The organism is Ectothiorhodospira shaposhnikovii (assembly GCF_016584105.1).
GTDB classification, from domain to species: Bacteria; Pseudomonadota; Gammaproteobacteria; order Ectothiorhodospirales; family Ectothiorhodospiraceae; genus Ectothiorhodospira; species Ectothiorhodospira shaposhnikovii.
The window spans coordinates 25,743-44,342 of sequence record NZ_NRSM01000024.1; the positions used below are offsets into that span (position 1 = coordinate 25,743).

At 60.9% G+C, this 18,600-nt stretch carries 17 protein-coding genes; 13 read left to right on the forward strand and 4 right to left on the reverse strand.

From position 1 onward, the window contains the following. Window positions 1-248: 248 nt before the first annotated feature. From acpP to CKO35_RS13030, 8 genes are all read left to right on the forward strand, one after another. Entirely contained in the window at window positions 249-491 is a 243-nt protein-coding gene (gene acpP / locus CKO35_RS12995; protein WP_090203651.1) for an acyl carrier protein, read from the forward strand. Between the two features lie 134 nt (window positions 492-625). Then, window positions 626-1,864 (forward strand): beta-ketoacyl-ACP synthase II, encoded by a 1,239-nt coding sequence (gene fabF / locus CKO35_RS13000; protein ID WP_200176573.1) that lies wholly within the window; start codon window positions 626-628, stop codon window positions 1,862-1,864. A 106-nt stretch (window positions 1,865-1,970) separates the two neighbouring features. Beyond that, a complete protein-coding gene (gene pabC, locus CKO35_RS13005) occupies window positions 1,971-2,777 on the forward strand; it encodes an aminodeoxychorismate lyase (protein WP_200176574.1) in 807 nt (268 codons plus the stop codon). 95 nt (window positions 2,778-2,872) lie between these two features. Then, window positions 2,873-3,883, forward strand: a complete 1,011-nt coding sequence (gene mltG / locus CKO35_RS13010; RefSeq protein WP_200176575.1) for an endolytic transglycosylase MltG — start codon at window positions 2,873-2,875, stop codon at window positions 3,881-3,883. A 16-nt stretch (window positions 3,884-3,899) separates the two neighbouring features. After that, window positions 3,900-4,571, forward strand: a complete 672-nt coding sequence (gene tmk / locus CKO35_RS13015) for a dTMP kinase (RefSeq protein WP_420870762.1) — start codon at window positions 3,900-3,902, stop codon at window positions 4,569-4,571. Next, window positions 4,568-5,566 (forward strand): DNA polymerase III subunit delta', encoded by a 999-nt coding sequence (locus CKO35_RS13020; RefSeq protein WP_200176577.1) that lies wholly within the window; start codon window positions 4,568-4,570, stop codon window positions 5,564-5,566. The genes tmk and CKO35_RS13020 overlap by 4 nt, the downstream gene beginning before the upstream one ends. Window positions 5,567-5,577: 11 nt before the next feature. Next, window positions 5,578-5,922, forward strand: coding sequence for a PilZ domain-containing protein (locus CKO35_RS13025; protein WP_200176578.1), 345 nt, complete (start codon window positions 5,578-5,580; stop codon window positions 5,920-5,922). 39 nt (window positions 5,923-5,961) lie between these two features. Beyond that, on the forward strand, window positions 5,962-6,738 hold the full coding sequence (locus tag CKO35_RS13030; protein ID WP_200176579.1) for a TatD family hydrolase: 777 nt from the start codon (window positions 5,962-5,964) through the stop codon (window positions 6,736-6,738). Window positions 6,739-6,754: 16 nt separating this feature from the next. Here CKO35_RS13030 and CKO35_RS13035 read toward each other — a convergent pair whose 3' ends face one another. Further along, window positions 6,755-7,882: an aminotransferase class V-fold PLP-dependent enzyme gene (locus CKO35_RS13035; RefSeq protein ID WP_200176580.1), complete on the reverse strand. Its 1,128-nt coding sequence runs from the start codon at window positions 7,880-7,882 to the stop codon at window positions 6,755-6,757. Window positions 7,883-8,109: 227 nt separating this feature from the next. Here CKO35_RS13035 and CKO35_RS13040 point away from each other — a divergent pair, with 227 nt between their 5' ends. Further along, window positions 8,110-9,480 carry a KamA family radical SAM protein gene (locus CKO35_RS13040; RefSeq protein WP_200176581.1) on the forward strand — a complete coding sequence of 457 codons (1,371 nt, stop codon included), beginning with the start codon at window positions 8,110-8,112 and terminating at the stop codon, window positions 9,478-9,480. Window positions 9,481-9,611: 131 nt separating this feature from the next. Beyond that, the gene (locus CKO35_RS13045) at window positions 9,612-10,961 is read left to right on the forward strand and encodes an adenosylmethionine--8-amino-7-oxononanoate transaminase (protein ID WP_200176597.1); all 1,350 of its coding nucleotides are present in this window, start codon (window positions 9,612-9,614) and stop codon (window positions 10,959-10,961) included. A gap of 213 nt (window positions 10,962-11,174) precedes the next feature. Here CKO35_RS13045 and CKO35_RS13050 read toward each other — a convergent pair whose 3' ends face one another. Continuing rightward, entirely contained in the window at window positions 11,175-11,951 is a 777-nt protein-coding gene (locus tag CKO35_RS13050; RefSeq protein ID WP_200176582.1) for an SDR family NAD(P)-dependent oxidoreductase, read from the reverse strand. A gap of 205 nt (window positions 11,952-12,156) precedes the next feature. On the opposite strand from CKO35_RS13050, the gene CKO35_RS13055 reads away from it, so the two are divergent. Further along, the gene (locus CKO35_RS13055; protein ID WP_200176583.1) at window positions 12,157-14,469 is read left to right on the forward strand and encodes an NADP-dependent malic enzyme; all 2,313 of its coding nucleotides are present in this window, start codon (window positions 12,157-12,159) and stop codon (window positions 14,467-14,469) included. Between the two features lie 63 nt (window positions 14,470-14,532). Here the strand turns inward: CKO35_RS13055 and CKO35_RS13060 are convergent, their stop codons facing one another. Continuing rightward, window positions 14,533-15,231, reverse strand: a complete 699-nt coding sequence (locus CKO35_RS13060; RefSeq protein WP_200176584.1) for a DJ-1/PfpI family protein — start codon at window positions 15,229-15,231, stop codon at window positions 14,533-14,535. Between the two features lie 240 nt (window positions 15,232-15,471). Here CKO35_RS13060 and CKO35_RS13065 point away from each other — a divergent pair, with 240 nt between their 5' ends. Continuing rightward, window positions 15,472-15,846 (forward strand): phasin family protein, encoded by a 375-nt coding sequence (locus CKO35_RS13065; protein ID WP_200176585.1) that lies wholly within the window; start codon window positions 15,472-15,474, stop codon window positions 15,844-15,846. A 142-nt stretch (window positions 15,847-15,988) separates the two neighbouring features. On the opposite strand, the gene CKO35_RS13070 is transcribed toward CKO35_RS13065, so the two are convergent. Next, window positions 15,989-16,477 carry a hypothetical protein gene (locus CKO35_RS13070; RefSeq protein WP_200176586.1) on the reverse strand — a complete coding sequence of 163 codons (489 nt, stop codon included), beginning with the start codon at window positions 16,475-16,477 and terminating at the stop codon, window positions 15,989-15,991. A gap of 301 nt (window positions 16,478-16,778) precedes the next feature. On the opposite strand from CKO35_RS13070, the gene atzF reads away from it, so the two are divergent. Next, on the forward strand, window positions 16,779-18,596 hold the full coding sequence (gene atzF / locus CKO35_RS13075; protein ID WP_200176587.1) for an allophanate hydrolase: 1,818 nt from the start codon (window positions 16,779-16,781) through the stop codon (window positions 18,594-18,596). Window positions 18,597-18,600 lie beyond the last annotated feature (4 nt).

Sequence of the window (18,600 nt, forward strand, 5' to 3'; positions counted from 1 at the left end):
TTGGACTGCAGGGCATGTGCTGAACAAGTCATTCCCAGACAATCGGGAATCGCGCCACGATACCTGGAATTCCGGACTCCCGCTTTCGCGGGAGTTCAGTGTTTCCTAAACTGGATGGACGAGAAAGGGTCAATGCAGGGCGGGTTTTTACGCCTCGTGTGCGTCAGCACAGTGGATCGACCGAAGGGATTTCACTACAATAGCGGCCCAGCTTCGGCTGCTTTTCAAATCAAGGGGATAGGCTAACCATGAGCAACATTGAAGAACGCGTCAAGAAAATCGTCGTCGAACAACTCGGAGTGAAGGAAGAAGAGGTGACCAACGCCGCTTCCTTCGTCGACGACCTCGGCGCGGATTCTCTGGACACCGTCGAGCTGGTGATGGCCCTCGAAGAGGAATTCGAAACCGAAATTCCTGACGAGGAAGCCGAGAAGATCACCACCGTTCAGCAGGCCATCGACTACATCAACGAGCACCTGCCGAGCGCATGATCTTCTAGATACAGAGGATCATGCTCAACACCCGCGACCGAGACCAGTCCCCTGATCCCTGTCGCGGGTGTCTCCAACAGGCATAGAGTCGAACCAACGGTTTCACGTCAGAGCGTGAAAAAGGGGCAGTAGCATTGTCTAAACGGCGCGTAGTCATCACCGGTCTTGGCATCGTCTCGCCGGTCGGGTCCACCATCAAAACCGCATGGGACAATGTCACTGCGGGTCGTAGCGGCATCACTCCCATTGATGTCTTTGACGCTTCCCAGATGCCCGTACGCATCTCCGGTGCCGTCCGGGATTTCAACGCGGACGATTACATCTCGCCCAAGGAACAGCGCAAGATGGACACTTTCGTCCATTACGGCATGGCCGCCGGCATTCAGGCCATCCGCGACGCGGGTCTTGAAGTCACCGAGGACAATGCCGAGCGCATCGGCGTGGCCATCGGTTCCGGTATTGGCGGTCTGCCGTACATCGAGAAGAGCTACGAAGCCTTCCTCAAGGGCGGTGCCCGCAAGATCTCTCCCTTTTTCGTGCCCAGTGCGATCATCAACATGGTCGCGGGCAATCTGTCCATCATGTATGGCCTCAAGGGCCCCAACATCTCCATCGTGTCCGCCTGTGCCACCGGTACCCACAACATCGGTGACGCGGCACGCATGATCAAGTACGGCGAAGTGGACGTCATGGTCGCCGGTGGCGCCGAAATGGCCACCACCCCCCTGGGCATCGGCGGCTTTGCGGCAGCCCGCGCCCTGTCCACCCGCAATGATGATCCGGAACGGGCCAGCCGCCCCTGGGACAAGGATCGCGACGGCTTCGTCCTGGGCGACGGTGCCGGCGTTCTGGTACTGGAAGAATACGAGCACGCCAAGGCCCGCGGCGCTCGCATCTATTGCGAGCTGTCCGGCTTCGGCTGGAACTCCGATGCCTTCCACATGACCCAGCCTTCCACCGGTGGTGAAGGCGCGGCAGCCTGCATGCTGCAGGCGCTCAAGGACGCGGGCCTCAACCCGGATCAGGTGGACTACATCAATGCCCACGGTACTTCCACCCCGGCCGGTGACAAGGCCGAAACCATGGCCGTCAAGCGCGCTCTGGGGGATCACGCCTACAAGGTGGCGGTGAGTTCCACCAAGTCCATGACCGGCCACCTGCTGGGTGCCGCCGGTGGCATTGAAGCGGTGTTTTCCGCCCTGGCCCTGGCTGAAGGCGTGTTGCCGCCCACCATCAACCTGGACAACCCGGAACCGGAATGCGACCTGGACTACGTGCCCAATACGGCCCGTGAGTTCAATGGCAGCGTGGCCATGTCCAACTCCTTCGGGTTTGGTGGGACCAACGGGACACTGGTGTTCAGCAAGATCTGAGCCTTTCAGTCCCAGGACTGCCGGAAGGCCGCCGGGTGCGTGATTGCCCGGCGGCCTTCTGTGTTTCCGGACCCAGTGACATCGATTGAATCGGGGATCCTAGACGATGCTTGTGAACGGCCGTCCGGCCTCCGTGTTGCCGCTCAATGACCGGGGTCTGCAGTACGGTGATGGTCTGTTCGAGACCCTGCGCATCCGGCAGGGCCGTCCGTGCCACTGGCAGCGACATCTTGAGCGCCTGCGGGATGGCTGTCATCGGCTGGGATTTGCCGCGCCGGATGCCGACGTGCTGGAAGCGGAGGCGGGCCGTATCGCGGCCAGCCACCCCGAAGGTGTGCTCAAGCTGATGGTCACCCGGGGCTCCGGCCCCCGGGGATACCGTCCCCCCGCATCGCCTTCCCCGACCCGTATCCTGGTGGGGAGCCCGCTGCCGGAGATGCCTTCTGCCTGGCGGCAGGATGGTGTACAGGCACGAATCTGCCGGATGCGTCTGTCCTCCAACCCGGCCCTGGCCGGGATCAAGCATCTTAATCGTCTGGAACAGGTACTGGCCCGCTCGGAATGGGAGGATGAATACCAGGAAGGGCTGATGCTGGACGGTGAGGGGCAGGTGGTCGAGGGCACCATGAGCAACCTGTTCCTGATCCGTGACGGCATGCTGCTGACGCCGTCTCTGGATCGCTGCGGCGTCGCCGGCATCACCCGGGCACGGCTCATGGAGATCGCCGCCGGGATGGGAGTTGCGTGCCGCCGGACCAGAATCGACACGGATGAACTGTTCCGGGCAGAGGGTTTGTTCCTCTGCAATACCCTGATCGGGATCTGGCCGGTGCGGTGCCTGGAGGGAAGATCCTTGCCGGTACCGGATCTGGTGAGACGGCTCCAACAGCGACTGGATACACCGGCTCCATGATGCCGGAAGACAATCGGGGCTTGCCCATGAGGGGCAGGGGAACGACAATCCTGTTCTGACCCTGGACTGAACATGATCAACTACCGATTCCCGTGATGCGTCGTCTTCTACTTGTTGTCCTTCTGCTGCCGCTGGTCATCGCCGGTTGGCTGATATGGGACTATCACCGTTTCCTGCAGACACCGGTCAATCTTGCCGATGCCACGGAATTTCAGGTGCCCGCCGGGGCATCCCTGCGCCGGGTGGGGCAGGAGCTGGCGGCGGCCGGAATCATCAGCAAGCCCCATTACTGGGAGATCCAGGGGCGCCTGTCCGAACAGGACCAGGGTATCCGGGCCGGGGAATACCTGATTCACCCCGGACAGACACCGGCGGATCTGCTGGCCCTGTTCATTCGTGGCCGCACCATCCAGTACAGCCTGACCATTCCGGAAGGCTGGACCTTCCTGCAGATGATGCGGGCCATCGCCGCTCACGAGAAGATCAGAAATACCCTTGACCCGGACGACTACATGAACGTGATGTCGCACCTGGGACGGCCAGGGGAACATCCCGAAGGGTGGTTCTTTCCGGATACCTATCTGTTTCCCCGGCACACCACGGACATGGACATCCTTCGTATCGCCCACCAGCGCATGCAGAGGGAACTGGATCTGGCCTGGGAAAATCGCCAGGAAGATCTGCCGCTGAGTAACGCCTACGAAGCCCTGATCATGGCATCCATCGTGGAGAAGGAGACCGGACACCCCGAAGAACGGACCCAGGTATCCGCGGTATTCAATGAGCGCCTGCGACGAGGCATGCGCCTGCAGACCGATCCCACGGTCATCTACGGTATCGAGCATTTTGATGGCCGCATCCGTCGCCGGGATCTGCGGGCCGACCATCCCTACAATACCTATACCCGTGACGGACTGCCTCCCACCCCCATCGCCCTGCCGGGCGTGGCCTCCCTGCGGGCGGCCGTGAATCCCGCCGATGCCAGGGCCCTGTTCTTCGTTTCACGGGGGGATGGAACGCATCATTTCTCCGAGACCTATCAGGAGCACCGACGGGCCGTCATCAAGTATCAGCTCGGCGGCGATGCAAGCCGCTACGGGCGCTGACAGCAGGAATCATCGCATCTTGACCAGTTCATCCGACACCGCCGAAAAGCGCGGGCGTTTCATTTGTCTTGAAGGTATCGAAGGCGTGGGAAAGTCCACCCACCTGGGTGCGGTGGTATCCCATTTGCGTGATCGTGGCATTCCCGTGGTAAGTACGCGGGAGCCGGGCGGCACCCCCTTGGGGGAGGCCTTGCGGGATCTTTTGCTCTCAAGCAACTTTCCGCCCATGCATGGTGATACCGAGCTTTTGCTCATGTTCGCTGCCCGGGCGGAACATTTGCGCCATTTCATTCTGCCGGCCCTGGAGGCCGGCACCTGGGTGGTCAGTGACCGCTTTACCGACGCAACGTACGCTTACCAGGGAGGAGGGCGCTGCATTCCGGTGGAGCGGATTGCCATTCTTGAAGAATGGGTGCAGGGGGCCGTCAGGCCGGATCTGACCATCCTGCTGGATGCCAGTGTCTCCACAGGATTGGCACGGGCCGGAAAACGGGGAACGGCAGACCGTTTCGAACAGGAAACCGTCAGCTTTTTCGAACGGGTGAGGGCGGTGTATCTCGATCGGGCGTACAAGGCGCCACATCGCTATGCGGTGGTGGACGCCGAAGCGGATCTGAGCCAGGTAAAATCCGCCTTGCTGGCACGGATTGACGATTTGCTGCTGCGACAGGCAGATTCGCTCCCATGACGGCGGCGGCCCCCTATCCCTGGCTGGAGGATGCCTGGCGCTTGCTGATGGCGCGCCAGGCATCCGGCCGTCTGCCCCATGGCTGGTTGTTCACAGGGCCCGCCGGGATAGGCAAGCGGGCGCTGGCCCGGGCTTTCTGCCAGGCTATCCAGTGTGAATCGCCCCTGGAGCATGGGGCTGCCTGTGGTCAGTGTCATGGATGTCGAATGTGGCGGGCCGGCGCCCATCCTGATCTGACCGAATTGACCATTTCCGAAGACAAGACCCGTATCTCGGTGGAGCAGGTCCGTGAGCTCAGGGACTTCATGTCCCTGAGCAGCAGTCATGGGCCATGCCGCATGGCCATTGTATGGCCGGCCGATGCCATGACCGAGAATGCCGCCAACAGTCTTTTGAAGACCCTGGAGGAACCCCCGGGAGCGGCGCTTTTGATTCTGGTTTCCGCCACACCTTCGCGGTTGCCGGCAACCATTCGAAGTCGTTGTCAGCAGATCAAGTCAGGACCGCCATCCCGGCATCAGTGCGTGAGCTGGCTTGCAGGGGCCATTCCGGATCATTCCGTGGAGGATCTGGATGGGCTGTTGGCCCTGGGACATGGGGCTCCGCTACGCGCACTCGAATTGGCGGAACAAAAAGCCTTGGCCCAGTGGCGTAACCAGCTCGAAACGCTATTGGCTTTCCTGCAAGGCCGCAAGGGGGTAGTGGAACTGTCTGATCAATGGTACAAGGATCCACTGGACGTGCTCCTGGATCGTCTGCAGGTTCTTGTGGCCGACGCAATACGCTGGCATATGGCATCCGGGGCAGGTACGGCGTTATCCGGGATTGCTTCCGGGAAGGATTTGCAGGCCTTGACCAGACGGCTAGACCTGGAGGCCTGTTTTATATTCCAGGATCGATTTCCCGAGTGGCGTCGGCTCTCGGACACCCCCATTAACCCGCAGGTACTGCTGGAAGACGTACTGGTGACCCTGCGCGGTCTGTCTCAAAACTGAGGAGATGAGCCATGGCGGCACCTGGGCAAGGCATTCTTTCGCTGGCGATCAAGGACAAGAACTCTCTCTATGCGGCCTACATGCCTTTCGTGAAAAACGGCGGCCTGTTCATTCCGACTCAAAAGCCATACAGGCTGGGTCATGAAGTCTTCATGCTTCTCAATCTGATGGAGGAGCGGGAGCGCATCCCGGTGGCCGGAAACATCATCTGGATCACCCCGCCCAGGGCCCAGGGCAATCGGACGCCGGGAATTGGGGTTCAGTTCAATACCCAGGACAAGGGTGCCACCCGCAACAAGATCGAAGGTCTGCTGGCCGGCATGCTGCAGTCTGATCGTTTGACCAATACCATGTAGGCGAATGCAGGTGTTTGATGATTTTCGGGCATTATCCCCATGCTGATTGACTCCCATTGCCATCTGGATCGCATCGACCTGAGCGGATTCGACGGCGACATGGATCAACTCATGGCCGAGGCCGCCGAGGCCGGTGTCGAGCACATGCTGTGCGTGTGCATCGACATGAACAACTTTCAGGCCGTCAAGGATCTGGCTGAACGCCATGACCAGGTTTCCTGTTCCGTGGGCGTGCATCCCAGCGCGCGGGAAGGCCACGAGCCCAGTGAGGAAGAACTGGTGGCCATGGCCGCTGATCCGGATGTGGTGGCCATCGGAGAAACCGGGCTGGATTACCACTACAACGAAGGCGACCTGGCCTGGCAACGGGAGCGATTCCGGGTCCATGTGCGGGCCGCCCGGGCGGTGGGCAAGCCGCTGATCATTCACACCCGTGACGCCCGTGCGGATACCTTGGCGATCCTGAGAGAGGAGGGCGCCCGGGATGTGGGCGGGGTCCTGCACTGTTTTACCGAGGACTGGGACACGGCCAGGGCCGGTCTGGACCTTGGGTTTCACGTCTCCTTTTCCGGGATCGTCACCTTCCGCAATGCGGACCCCCTTCGGGAAGTGGCGCGGCGGGTGCCGGCAGACCGTCTGTTGATAGAGACGGACGCCCCCTATCTTGCCCCGGCGCCGTTCCGGGGCAAGATGAACCATCCGGCGCTGGTTCGGCATGTGGCTGAATGTGTGGCCGGGGTCAGGGGCGAGAGCCTGGAAACCCTGGCCGCCGTGACCACGCAGAACTACCGGCGTCTGTTCAATCCCGGTCCATAGGCCCCGCGGGGGGCCGTCATCCGCCCTCGGCGAAGGCCGCGGCCATCTCCACGGCCCGTTCCAGGTCGCCGGTCCGGGTATGAAAATGCGGCGAGAACCGGATGCCGCCACCCCGCGGGGCGCAAAGGATTCCGGCATCCATCAGTTGGCGATGACAGTGCGCGACGTCCATGTCCCTGCGTCCGAAGGTGACGATGCCCGAACGCCGTTCCGGCGCCTGGGGTGAGTGGACCTCGAACTTGGCGGATCTGAGCAGGTCCACCAGGTATTCGACGTTTCTGGACAGGGCATCGGCAATGAAGGCCATGCCCAGTTCCTCGAACAGGGACAGACTGGCGTCCAGGGCATGGATCCCCAGTATGTTGGGGCTGCCGCATTCGAACCGGCGGGCCGAACCGGCGGGTTGCCAGTCCATTCGGTCATAATCACCGCAGTGTTCCACCATGTGCCATCCGTACTGGTTCAGGCTCAGGGCGTCCCGGGCCTCGGGGCCGGCGTAGAACACCGCAATCCCCTCGGGTCCGAGCAGCCACTTGTGGGCATCGGCGGCAAGAAAGTCCACCTGGGCGGCCTGCACGTCCAGGGGCAGGGCGCCCAGTTGCTGGATGGCGTCGACGCAGAACCAGATCCCCCGATGCCGGCAAGCCGCGCCCAGGCGCTCCAGATCCAGTCTCAGGCCCCGTGCATATTGCACGGCGCTCACGCTCAGCAGGCGGGTGCGCCGGTTCGTGGCGCCCAGCAGCGCCGCCTCCGGATCCGCCACCGACAGATCCACCAGGCGGACTTCCACGCCGAAGCGGGACTCCAGGGCCTGCCAGACGATCCGGTTGGACGGAAATTCCTGCAAGGGACAGACCACGTTATCCCCGCGACGCCAGGGCAGCCCGAAAGCCACCACGGAGAGGCCTTCCGAGGTGTTCTTGAGCAGGGCAATGTCCTCTGTCTCCGGGACATTGATCAATCGCTTCAGTCGTTCTCGCAGCCGCTGCTCCACCGCCAGCCAGCGCGGGTAGTGCAGGGACCCATGCAGGGTGTTTTCCTGGGCGAAGGCGGCCACTGCCTGGGCCGTGCGGACCGGCCAGGGGCCGACGACGGCGTGATTGAGGTGAATCAGGTCGGGAGAGAGGGGGAATTCAGGATGCATGGTTCTCCTTGCCGGGTCAGGGATGGGTTTGCAATGAGCGTGCCTGATTTGTTAGGGTTGATCCTCTTTGTCCCTTGGCCATCTTGGCCACAACCATCTTGTGACCGCCGAATAATAGTGCGCGGTCGTTTTCGGAGATCAGGGCTGGCACGCCTGCGGCGCCCGTTCTTCCCACTGGATCCAGATTAATTTTCCGTCTGATCTGATCACAGAGTATCGGAGGCGTCATGAGTTCTGTCCTCAATTTTTACCGACACGAAGCACTGCAAGAGATCAAGGCCCGTCCGTTCAAGGTCTACACCGAGCGGACCCTGGAGCAGATCCCCGCGGTAGCCCGGCTATCCGAAGCCCAGCGTTTCGAGATGAAAGTGGTGGCCAGCGTGCTGCCGTTCCGGGTCAATGAATACATCATAGATGAATTGATCGACTGGGATCAGGTCCCCGATGACCCGATCTATCAACTGACCTTCCCTCAGCGCGAGATGCTGGAGCCGACGGCCTATGAACGCATGGCCGAATTGCACCGCCGCGGCGCCGAGCGGGCGGAGATTGCCGCCTTGGCGCAGACGCTGCGTCAGGACCTCAATCCCCACCCGGCAGGGCAGATGGAGATGAACCGCCCCATGCTGGATGGCCGTCCCCTGGAAGGGTTGCAGCACAAGTACACGGAAACGGTGCTGTTCTTTCCCACCCAGGGCCAGACCTGCCATGCCTACTGCACCTTCTGCTTCCGCTGGGCGCAGTTCGTGGGTGACAAGGAACTGCGTATCGCCTCCAGTCAGAGCGATGATCTGCTGGGCTACCTGCGCGCCCACCCGGAAGTGACGGATCTGCTGGTCACCGGCGGTGATCCCATGGTCATGAAGAGCAAGTATCTGGCCCAGTATCTTGAGCCCCTGATGGCGCCGGAATTCGATCATGTTCAGACCATCCGCATCGGCACCAAGGCGCTGACTTTTTGGCCCCATCGTTTCGTGAGCGATGCCGATGCCGGTGAGTTGCTGATGCTGCTGGAACGTCTGGTGAAGGCGGGCAAGCACGTGGCCCTGATGGCCCATTACAACCACTGGCGGGAGATGGAAACCCCGGTGGCCCGGGAGGCCATCCGCCGGCTGCGTGCCACCGGTGCCGAGATCCGCAGCCAGGGTCCGTTGCTGGCCCACATCAATGACGATGCCGAGGTATGGGCCCGCATGTGGCGCAACCAGGTGCGTCTGGGAATCGTGCCTTACTACATGTTTGGTGAACGGGATACCGGCGCCCGCTGTTACTTCGAGGTCCCGTTGGCCCGGGCCTGGGAGATCTACCGCGATGCCATGTCCCGGGTATCCGGTCTGGCCCGCACCGCCCGCGGTCCCTCCATGAGTGCCGGTCCCGGCAAGGTGGAGATCCAGGGCGTGACCGAGATCCAGGGAGAGAAGGTGTTCGTGCTGCGCTTCATCCAGGGCCGTAACCCGGACTGGGTGCAACGCCCGTTCTTCGCCCGATATGATGAAAAAGCCACCTGGTTGAACCACCTGAAGCCGGCCTTCGGGGAGGAGAAATTCTTCTTCGAGGATGAGTACAATGCCATGAAGGCGAGGGCGGTGACCCGGTAGTTCGTAATTTCAGGTTGTCGAGTCACGAGAATCGGCGGGCCGGTTCCCATGTCTTTCAGGCTGGTTCGGGTATTTCCCGGATCAGCCTTTTTTTTGCAAGGTTCCTTGTATCTTGAAGGGAGAGCAAAATGATGAACAATCACGATCTGACCCGCAGGGACCTGGCCGTTGTCTGGCATCCCTGTACCCAGATGAAGGATCACGAACACCTGCCCATGACGCCGATCCGGCGAGGGGAGGGGGTGTGGCTGGAGGATTTCGACGGCAACCGCTATCTGGATGCCGTCAGCTCCTGGTGGGTGAACCTGTTCGGTCACGCCAACCCCTATATCAATGCCGCCATCCGCCGGCAGCTGGATGACCTGGAACACGTGATCCTGGCCGGTTTCACCCATGAACCCGTGGTCCGGTTGTCCGAGCGTCTGGTGGCGGTCACGCCGCCAGGCCTGAGCCGGTGCTTCTACGCTGACAACGGGTCCGCTGCCGTCGAAGTCGCGCTGAAGATGAGTTTTCATTACTGGCTTAACCGGGGCCAAAAGGAGAAGACTCGATTCATCTGTCTTTCCAACAGCTATCACGGAGAAACTCTGGGGGCACTGGCGGTGGGTGACGTGCCTTTGTACAAGTCCACCTACGGGCCGCTGCTGATGGAGGTCATGACCGTGCCCGGTCCGGACTGTTTCGAGCGTGAACCGGGCGAGGATTGTGAACAGGTGGCCGAGCGCATGTTCCAGGTCATGGAGGCGACGCTGGCAAGGCACGCCCATGAAACCTGCGCGGTGATCGTCGAACCTATGGTGCAATGCGCTGGCGGCATGCGCATGTATCATCCCCGGTATCTGCAATTGTTGCGCGAGGCCTGTGACCGTTACGGCGTGCATCTGATCGCCGACGAGATCGCGGTGGGGTTCGGCCGGACCGGGACCCTGTTTGCCTGTGAACAGGCGGGTATCTCGCCGGATTTCATGTGTCTGTCCAAGGGGCTGACCGGGGGCTATCTGCCGCTGTCCGTGGTGTTGACCCATGACCAGGTCTATGACGCCTTTTATGATGAGTACACGCGCCTGACCGCATTTCTGCATTCCCATTCCTATACCGCCAATCCGCTGGCCTGCACGGCGGCTTTGGCCACCCTGGACCTGTTCGAGCGGGATGACGTGATCCAGCGCAACCGACGGCTGTCAGCGGTGATGGCCGAATCCCTGGCGCCGTTGAAGGATCATCCCCATGTGGCGGATGTGCGTCAGCACGGGATGATCGCGGCGGTGGAAATGGTCAGGAACAAGGCCACCCGCGAACCGTATCCCTGGCAGGAGCGTCGTGGCCTGACGATCTATCGGCACGGCCTCAAACGCGGCGCGCTGCTCAGGCCGCTGGGCAACGTGAGTTATCTGATGCCGCCGTATGTGATCAGCGAGGAGCAGATCCGGTTCCTGGCGCAGGTGATGACGGAAGGTATCGATCTGGCGTGCCGGGATTGATTTGTTTGTCCTTTGTCCTTACGCGGTGTTTCTACGCCGATGTCCTTTGTCCGTCTGTTCGTCACTCCCGCGAAAGCGGGAGTCCAGAGGGGCGTTCCGTAACTGGATTCCCGCGTTCGCGGGAATGACGGTATCAATGAGTTCGCATAATGTATATTATGTTAAATAATGTGGCGCACGGAGAATGGCACTTGAAGATGCCACCTCCCGCCGCTACATCGCCCGGGTATCCTGCCACAGCCTTGTCTGGGCTTCGTTATCGATGTCCCATTCTTCTTCCGAGAACTGACGATTGCCTGTTTCCAGCAAAATCCAGCTCAGAAAATCGGCCACGCGTTCCGGTGGCTGCAGTTGCCCCTCTGCCTTCAGGCGACGAAAACGCTCCACACCGGGAAAACGGCTTTCATCGGACTCCCTGATCCTTGCCTGCATGGGGGTATCCATGACACCTGGACGTACACTGCCCACGTGAAAGCCCAGGGGCGACAATTCCTCGCGCAGACACTGATACAGCATGAACAAGCCTGCCTTGGAGGTACAGTACCCTCCCCAGCCCGGTAAACCGCGATGGGCCGCACCTGATGAGACGTGAAGAATCCGGGCATCGGCGGCAAGGTGCGGCAGTAATGCCTGTGTAAGGAACAGTGGTCCTTCCACGTTGGTGGCTTGCTGCAAGCGCCACTGCGCCAGTTTGATGTCGCTGAGCGGTCCAATGGGCTCCAGGACGGCGGCATTATGGATCAGGTAGCGCAAGGGTTGTAACGATTCCACCGCGGCCACGATGGCAGCCCGGCCTGTTTCGGTGGCAATGTCGGCAGATACCGTGCCAATGAATGCCTGAGCCCTGTTTTGGGTTTCCTGCAATGCGTCTTGCCGGCGTCCCACGGCAAGTACCTGTATTCCGCGCTCCACCAGATCCAATGCCAGCGCCCGCCCTAATCCACTGCCGGCCCCGGTGACGATGGCCCAACCTGTCTTTCTGGCCTTCATTGAGTAACCTCCTGTCGCTTGAGATGCGAGAAAAGCTATAAAATCAGATAATAGCCGATTGCGTCATTTTTCATTTTTGGCAGGATTCACTTCCAGGCTTCATGGCGAGGGAGTCATACCGCCAATCTCCATCCACAATATGGCGCATGGCCTCTGTTTCCTTCTGAAAGACTGAAAGACCCGACCCCGGAGATCCATCGTACCCATGGACAAAACCTCGCTGGACCAAGCCGCACTGGATTATCACTATTTCCCCACCCCAGGAAAGATTTCGGTGGTGCCCACCAAGGGGCTGACCAACCAGCGGGACCTCGCCCTGGCCTACTCGCCCGGTGTTGCCGCGGCCTCACGACTCATCGCCAAGGATCCTGGACAGGTGAGCCGCCTGACTGCACGGGCCAATCTGGTGGGCGTGGTGACCAATGGGACGGCCGTGCTGGGGCTGGGTCCCGTGGGACCGCTGGCGGCCAAGCCGGTGATGGAGGGAAAGGCCGTATTATTCAAGAAATTTGCTGACATTGATGTGTTCGACATCGAATTGGACGAGCGTGACCCGGACAAGCTGGTGGAGATCATTGCCGCCATGGAACCCACCTTCGGTGGGATCAACCTTGAGGACATCAAGGCGCCGGAATGTTTCTACATCGAAAACAAGCTGCGGGAACGCATGAAGATCCCGGTCTTTCACGATGACCAGCATGGTACGGCCATCGTGGTGGCTGCCACCGTGCTCAACGCCCTGCAACTCACCCGCAAGGAATTGAGCAGCATCAAGCTGGTGACCTCCGGTGCCGGTGCCGCCGCCCTCGCCTGCCTGGATCTGCTGGTCACCATTGGTCTGCCGGAGGACAACATCTGGGTGACGGACATCCATGGCGTAGTCTACAAGGGCCGGCCGGAAGAGATGGACAGTTTCAAGGAACGCTATGCCCAGGACACCGAAGCCAGGAGCCTGGGCGACATCATCGATGGTGCCGACGTCTTTCTGGGATTATCCGCCGGCGGTGTCCTCAAGCAGGACATGGTGGCCCGCATGGCCCCCAATCCGCTGATCATGGCGCTGGCGAACCCGGACCCGGAGATTCTGCCAGAGGAAGTTATGGAAATACGGAATGACGCCATGATGGCTACCGGCCGTTCCGACTATCCGAACCAGGTCAATAACGTCCTTTGCTTCCCCTTCATCTTCCGGGGCGCCCTGGATGTGGGCGCGACTACCATCACCAAGGAGATGCAGATTGCCGCAGTGAAGGCCCTGGCCGAACTGGCCCGGGCGGAGCCATCCGACGTGGTGGCCAAGGCGTATGGTGATGAAGGATTGCGTTTTGGGCCATCCTACCTGATTCCCAAACCCTTCGACCCGCGCCTGATCGTCAAAATCGCCCCCATGGTGGCCAAGGCCGCGATGGATTCCGGAGTGGCTACCGCCCCCATTGAGGAACTCTGGACCTATCGGGACCACTTGAACAACTTCGTTTACCAGTCCGGCTTTGTGATGAAACCGGTATTTGCCGCCGCCAAGGCGGCACCACGGCGTGTCATCTATGCCGAAGGTGAAGACGAACGGGTGCTGCGTGCCGTGCAGACGGTATTGGAAGAAGGCCTGGCCCAGCCCATCGTGGTGGGCCGGCCGGAAGTGATAGAGTCACGCATAGAGCGCATCGGCCTGAATCTGCGTCCGGGCGAGGATTTCGAGCTGGTGAATCCCGCGTCCGATGCTCGTTTCCGCACCCTGTGGAGTGAATATCACCAGATCATGGGCCGCAAGGGTATCACCCCGGATGTCGCCAAGTACCGCGTCCGAAGCAACAACACCCTGATCAGCGCCATGCTGCTGCGCACGGGAGATGCCGATGCCATGGTCTGCGGTATGGTGGGTCAGCACGCCTATCACCTGAAGATTATCGAAGATGTGATCGGCCTGGCCCCCGGGGTGCGGACCTTTGCCACCATGAACCTGCTGATGCTGCCCCACCGCACCATCTTTCTGTGTGATACCTATGTCAATGAAAACCCGAACGCGGAAACCATCGCGGAGATCACGCTGATGGCGGCGGAAGAAGTGCGAAACTTCGGTCTGACCCCCAAGGTGGCACTGGTCTCCCACTCCAATTTCGGCAGCGTGCCCTCCGAAGGCGCCCGCAAGATGAGTCGTGCCCGGGCCTTGCTGGAGCAGATGGACCCTAACCTGGAAGTAGATGGGGAAATGCATGCCGATGCCGCCCTTAAAGAAGAGATCCGGGATCAGCTCATCCAGGGATGCCGCCTCAAGGGCGAGGCCAATCTGCTGGTGATGCCCAACATTGATGCCGCCAACATCTCGTTCAACCTGCTCAAGGCGGCCAGCGGTGAAGGGGTGAGTGTGGGGCCGATCCTGCTGGGCTCCGCCAGACCTGCGCATATCCTTAATGAGACCGCATCCGTGCGGCGCCTGATCAATATGACGGCATTGGCGGTGGTGGATGCCAATCAGGCGGAGAGTCGCCAAGCGCAGCTGCGGGATCCGATGCAGCGCTGAAAGTTCGTGGTGGAGAGGGGTTCGGCTCTCCCTCCCCTCTCCCCTTCCGAAGCCCGTTGAAATCTAGTTGATATGTTGCCGCTCTTCCTGTGACGCCTGGGGTGTAGGCGGCTTCAGGCCTTCCAGCACGCGGCGGCGGCTGTTTTCCGGAAAGGGATATTCCATATTCCGGGCCGCGGCCCTCGCCACCTCCTGGCCGTAATAACGCAGTACCAGTTGCAGCGCCATGTCGATACCGGCGGAAATACCCGCCGAGGTGATGACGGAGCCAGCGTCCACCACGAACTCATCTTCCACCACCATCACTTCCGGGAATGACTCCCGCATCCATTCCAGGGAGCGCCAGTGGGTGGTGGCCCGCAGCCCATCCAGCAGGCCGGCCTTGCCCAGGAGCATGGCACCGGTACAGACCCCCGCGAGTAGCGACAGACCATCCGATCGCTCCCGGATCCAGTTCATCAGTACAGGATTTTTGATTTCCCGGCGAGCTCCCTTTCCTCCCGGTACCACCAGGATGTCCAGTTCCGGGCAATCGCTGAAATCATGGTGTGGCAAAACCATCATGCCACCCGTGGTGGTGATGGGACGCCTGTGCTCGGCAATCAGCCGTATGTCGAAGGGAGACTCCGTTTCGGCACGCCTGGATTCATCCAGCCGGGTGGTGGCAAAGACTTCAAAAGGCCCGGCAAAGTCCAGGGCCTCCACCTGGTCAAAGACCAGAATCCCCACCAGGGTACGTCTGACTGTGATGTTGTTGTTCATCATGGGCTTCCTGAATGACCTGGCCTGCCTTTCCGCTGCCTCGGGCCGACCTGTCGATATTGACTGATCACAAAAATACTTCGGCTTTTTCCATTATGCATCCAGTTTATGCGGATTTAATGTTTTCGCACGGGTGTCCGCGCTGGACGAAATGTTGCGCTGCACAAAAGGATGCGTTATGCTGCAACGCAACAAGGCTGGGAATCCGCCCACCTTGGCAAACCCAACAGGAGATTTGCCATGTACAACGAATTCTTCAATACCTCCCAGGAACAGCTCGAAAAGCTGGCCGGTCCCGTACGCAAGTTCAACAACGCGACCCTGGATCATGCGGCCAAACTGGTTGAATACCAGATCAGCATGTTCCGCAGCTATTCCGAAATCACCATCGAGCAGCTGCGCGCCCTGCAGACCGTGACCGACCCCAAGAGCTTGCAGGCTTATGTAAACGCCCAGGCTGAAGCCACCAAGTCCCTGAGCGAGAAGGTCGCCAAGGACACCAATGAACTGGTGGAACTGCAGCGCGGCTATGCCGAGGAAGTACAGAAGCTCAGCGAAGAAGGCCTGGCCACCGTGACCAGCATTGATCCTGCCAAGACCCGCAAGAGCGCCTGATTTGCTTCGTGCCAGGACTGTGTCATGGGCAGGACGCCCTCAAGTTATTGTCTTCTCCTATCCTATCCCCTTGCGCCCACCGGAGATTTCTCCAGTGGGCGTTTTTTTGCTCCCAAGTACCGACAGCGCTGATCAACCGGCATCAGCGTGCTGACAGCGGAGCGCCCGTCTTGCGCTGGGTTTCGAAAAAGACACCGTTCCACACAATGAACAGTGTCTCATCGCCTTTGGGCAAGAGGCTCATGGGTTCATCCAGCGGCGTATCAAAACAGGTGATCTCCACGTGGGGGACAGGCCCTTCCGGGAACCCGAGTTCCCGCGGGGACAACCCATAGCGCTCCATGAATGCCTCATCCGTGAGCGGTTCCACCAGGTACCCCGGCTTGAGGCATTGCCCCGCCTCAAAGTGGGCGGCATGCCTTGAATAAACACCATGGCGCCCCACCAGGGACTGCGCCTCGTCATCGGTCATCGTTGACTGCGCCGTGGTGGTTACACCCGTTACTGTCCAGAGCCCGTAAAACCCTTCATCCGAGGCCTTTTGGCCACAGCCTGCCATCAGCAATGCTGCCGTCAGTATGGCAGCGCCGCTTCCACGGACGATGATGTCACTGCGTTCAGTCTGCTGCACGCCCTGAGCCTCCGTAATGTTGAGCTTGATATGAGGTGAAAAACCGGATCGGCTAAAGGGTATCAGATTGTTGCCTCCAGGTTATTGACGACTGCCGCCGTGGGCACGCATCCGGTGCATGGTCTTGCGGAATTGCACTTCCGTAGCGCATGCAACGCCTGCTTACCAGCACTGGAACAAGTCTGGATAAACCGGAAAAATTTTTCAAAAACATAGGGCTGGGATCATGTCGAGATGACCTGAAATAACTGGCACGCTCCGTGCTGTACTCCTCCATGTATACCAGCAGGAGTACCAGCCCATGACCCATGCCATGCCGCCGTTCCCATGCCTTGATGACTGGCGGAAATACTTTACCGAGAATTTTGAATCGGCGGCCGAGGCCCTGCGCACTGCCAGACAGGCCTGCAACGGTGAAGATCCGGCGTGGATCAGCCTGATCACCATGGAAGCGCTGGAATCAGAGCTGGAACGTATCCGTGCCCTGCCCCGTGGCTTGCCGTTGTTCGGGGTGCCGTTCGCCGTCAAGGACAACATCGACGCCGCCGGCTGGGAAACCACGGCGGCCTGTCCCGAGTACGCCTATGTGCCATCCGAAGATGCCACGGTGGTGGCCAGGCTAAGAGCTGCCGGGGCCGTTCTCATCGGCAAGACCAATCTGGATCAGTTTGCCACCGGCCTGGTAGGAACCCGCTCACCTTATGGCGCCGTGCCGAATGCCTTTGATCCTGACCATATATCGGGTGGTTCCAGCTCAGGCTCCGCCGTGGTGGTGGCCCGCGGTCTGGTGGCCTTCAGTCTGGGTACCGATACGGCCGGTTCAGGACGTGTCCCCGCCGGTTTCAACAACGTGGTGGGACTCAAGCCTACCCGTGGGGTGATCAGCACCCGGGGAGTGGTTCCAGCCTGCGCGTCGCTGGACTGCGTCTCCATCTTCGCCCTGAACGTGGATGACGCCATGCAGGTCCTGGCGGTGGCATCCGGCCCTGACGCCCTGGACCCCTGGTCCCGCACGATTCCCGCCGCCGTGCCCTCCGCCCTTGGCGAGCGTCTGGGCATCCCCATGGCGCCGGAATGGCATGGAGATGCCCGACAGGCCGATGCCTGGGAGCGCACTCTGGATCGGCTGCGCAAGGGCGGTTTCCTGCTGGAACCATTGGACATGACACCGTTCCATGAACTGGCCGCCCTGCTTTATGACGGCCCATGGATTGCTGAACGCTGGGTGGCGGTGGGCGAATTCATGGAATCCCATCCCGAGGCGGTCAATCCAGTGGTCAGAGGGATCATTTCCGCCGGTCGGGACTTCACTGCAGCCGACTGTTTCCGTGCCGAGTATCGCCGTCAGGCCCTGCTGGCCCGGATCCGCGACACCCTTTCCCGTGTGGATGCCCTGCTGGTGCCCACCGCACCCACCCTGCCCCGGCTTGAAGAGGTGGCCGCGGATCCCGTTGGAAAGAATGCCCAGCTTGGCAGGTACACCAATTTCGTCAACCTGGCGGATCTGTGCGCCCTGGCGCTTCCGGCGGGGCGGCGTGAAGACGGTCTGCCCTTCGGCGTCACCCTCCTCGCCCCGGCCTGGATGGAGGCTTCACTGGCCTCCATGGCCGAGCGCTGGTACGCCCTGCAGCCCTGGACACGGGGCATTTCCGATTTCCCGGCCGGGACCGATCGATCTTCGCAACCCGCCTCCCTGCCCCCGGGTGTCCATGTCGTGGCCGTGGTGGGCGCCCATCTGCGTGGACAGCCCCTCAATCACCAGCTTACCAGCCGGGGCGCACGTTACCTGGAAACCACCCGGACCTCGTCCGAATACCGTCTCTTCGCCCTGGCGGACACCACGCCGCCCAAGCCGGGGCTGATGCGATGCCCGGGGGAATCGGTGGGCCAGGGCATCGAGGTGGAACTGTGGGCGCTGGATTCGGCGGCCCTGGGAGGGCTCATGGGCGAGGTACCGTCCCCGCTGGGGATCGGTTCCCTGCAGTTGGCGGATGGACGCCTGGTCAAGGGCTTCATCTGCGAGGGACATGCCCTGGGCGGCAGCGCCCGGGACATCACCGATTTCGGCGGCTGGCGGGCCTTCCGTGCCGCTCAGGCAAATCCATCCGAGGTGTCATGAGATG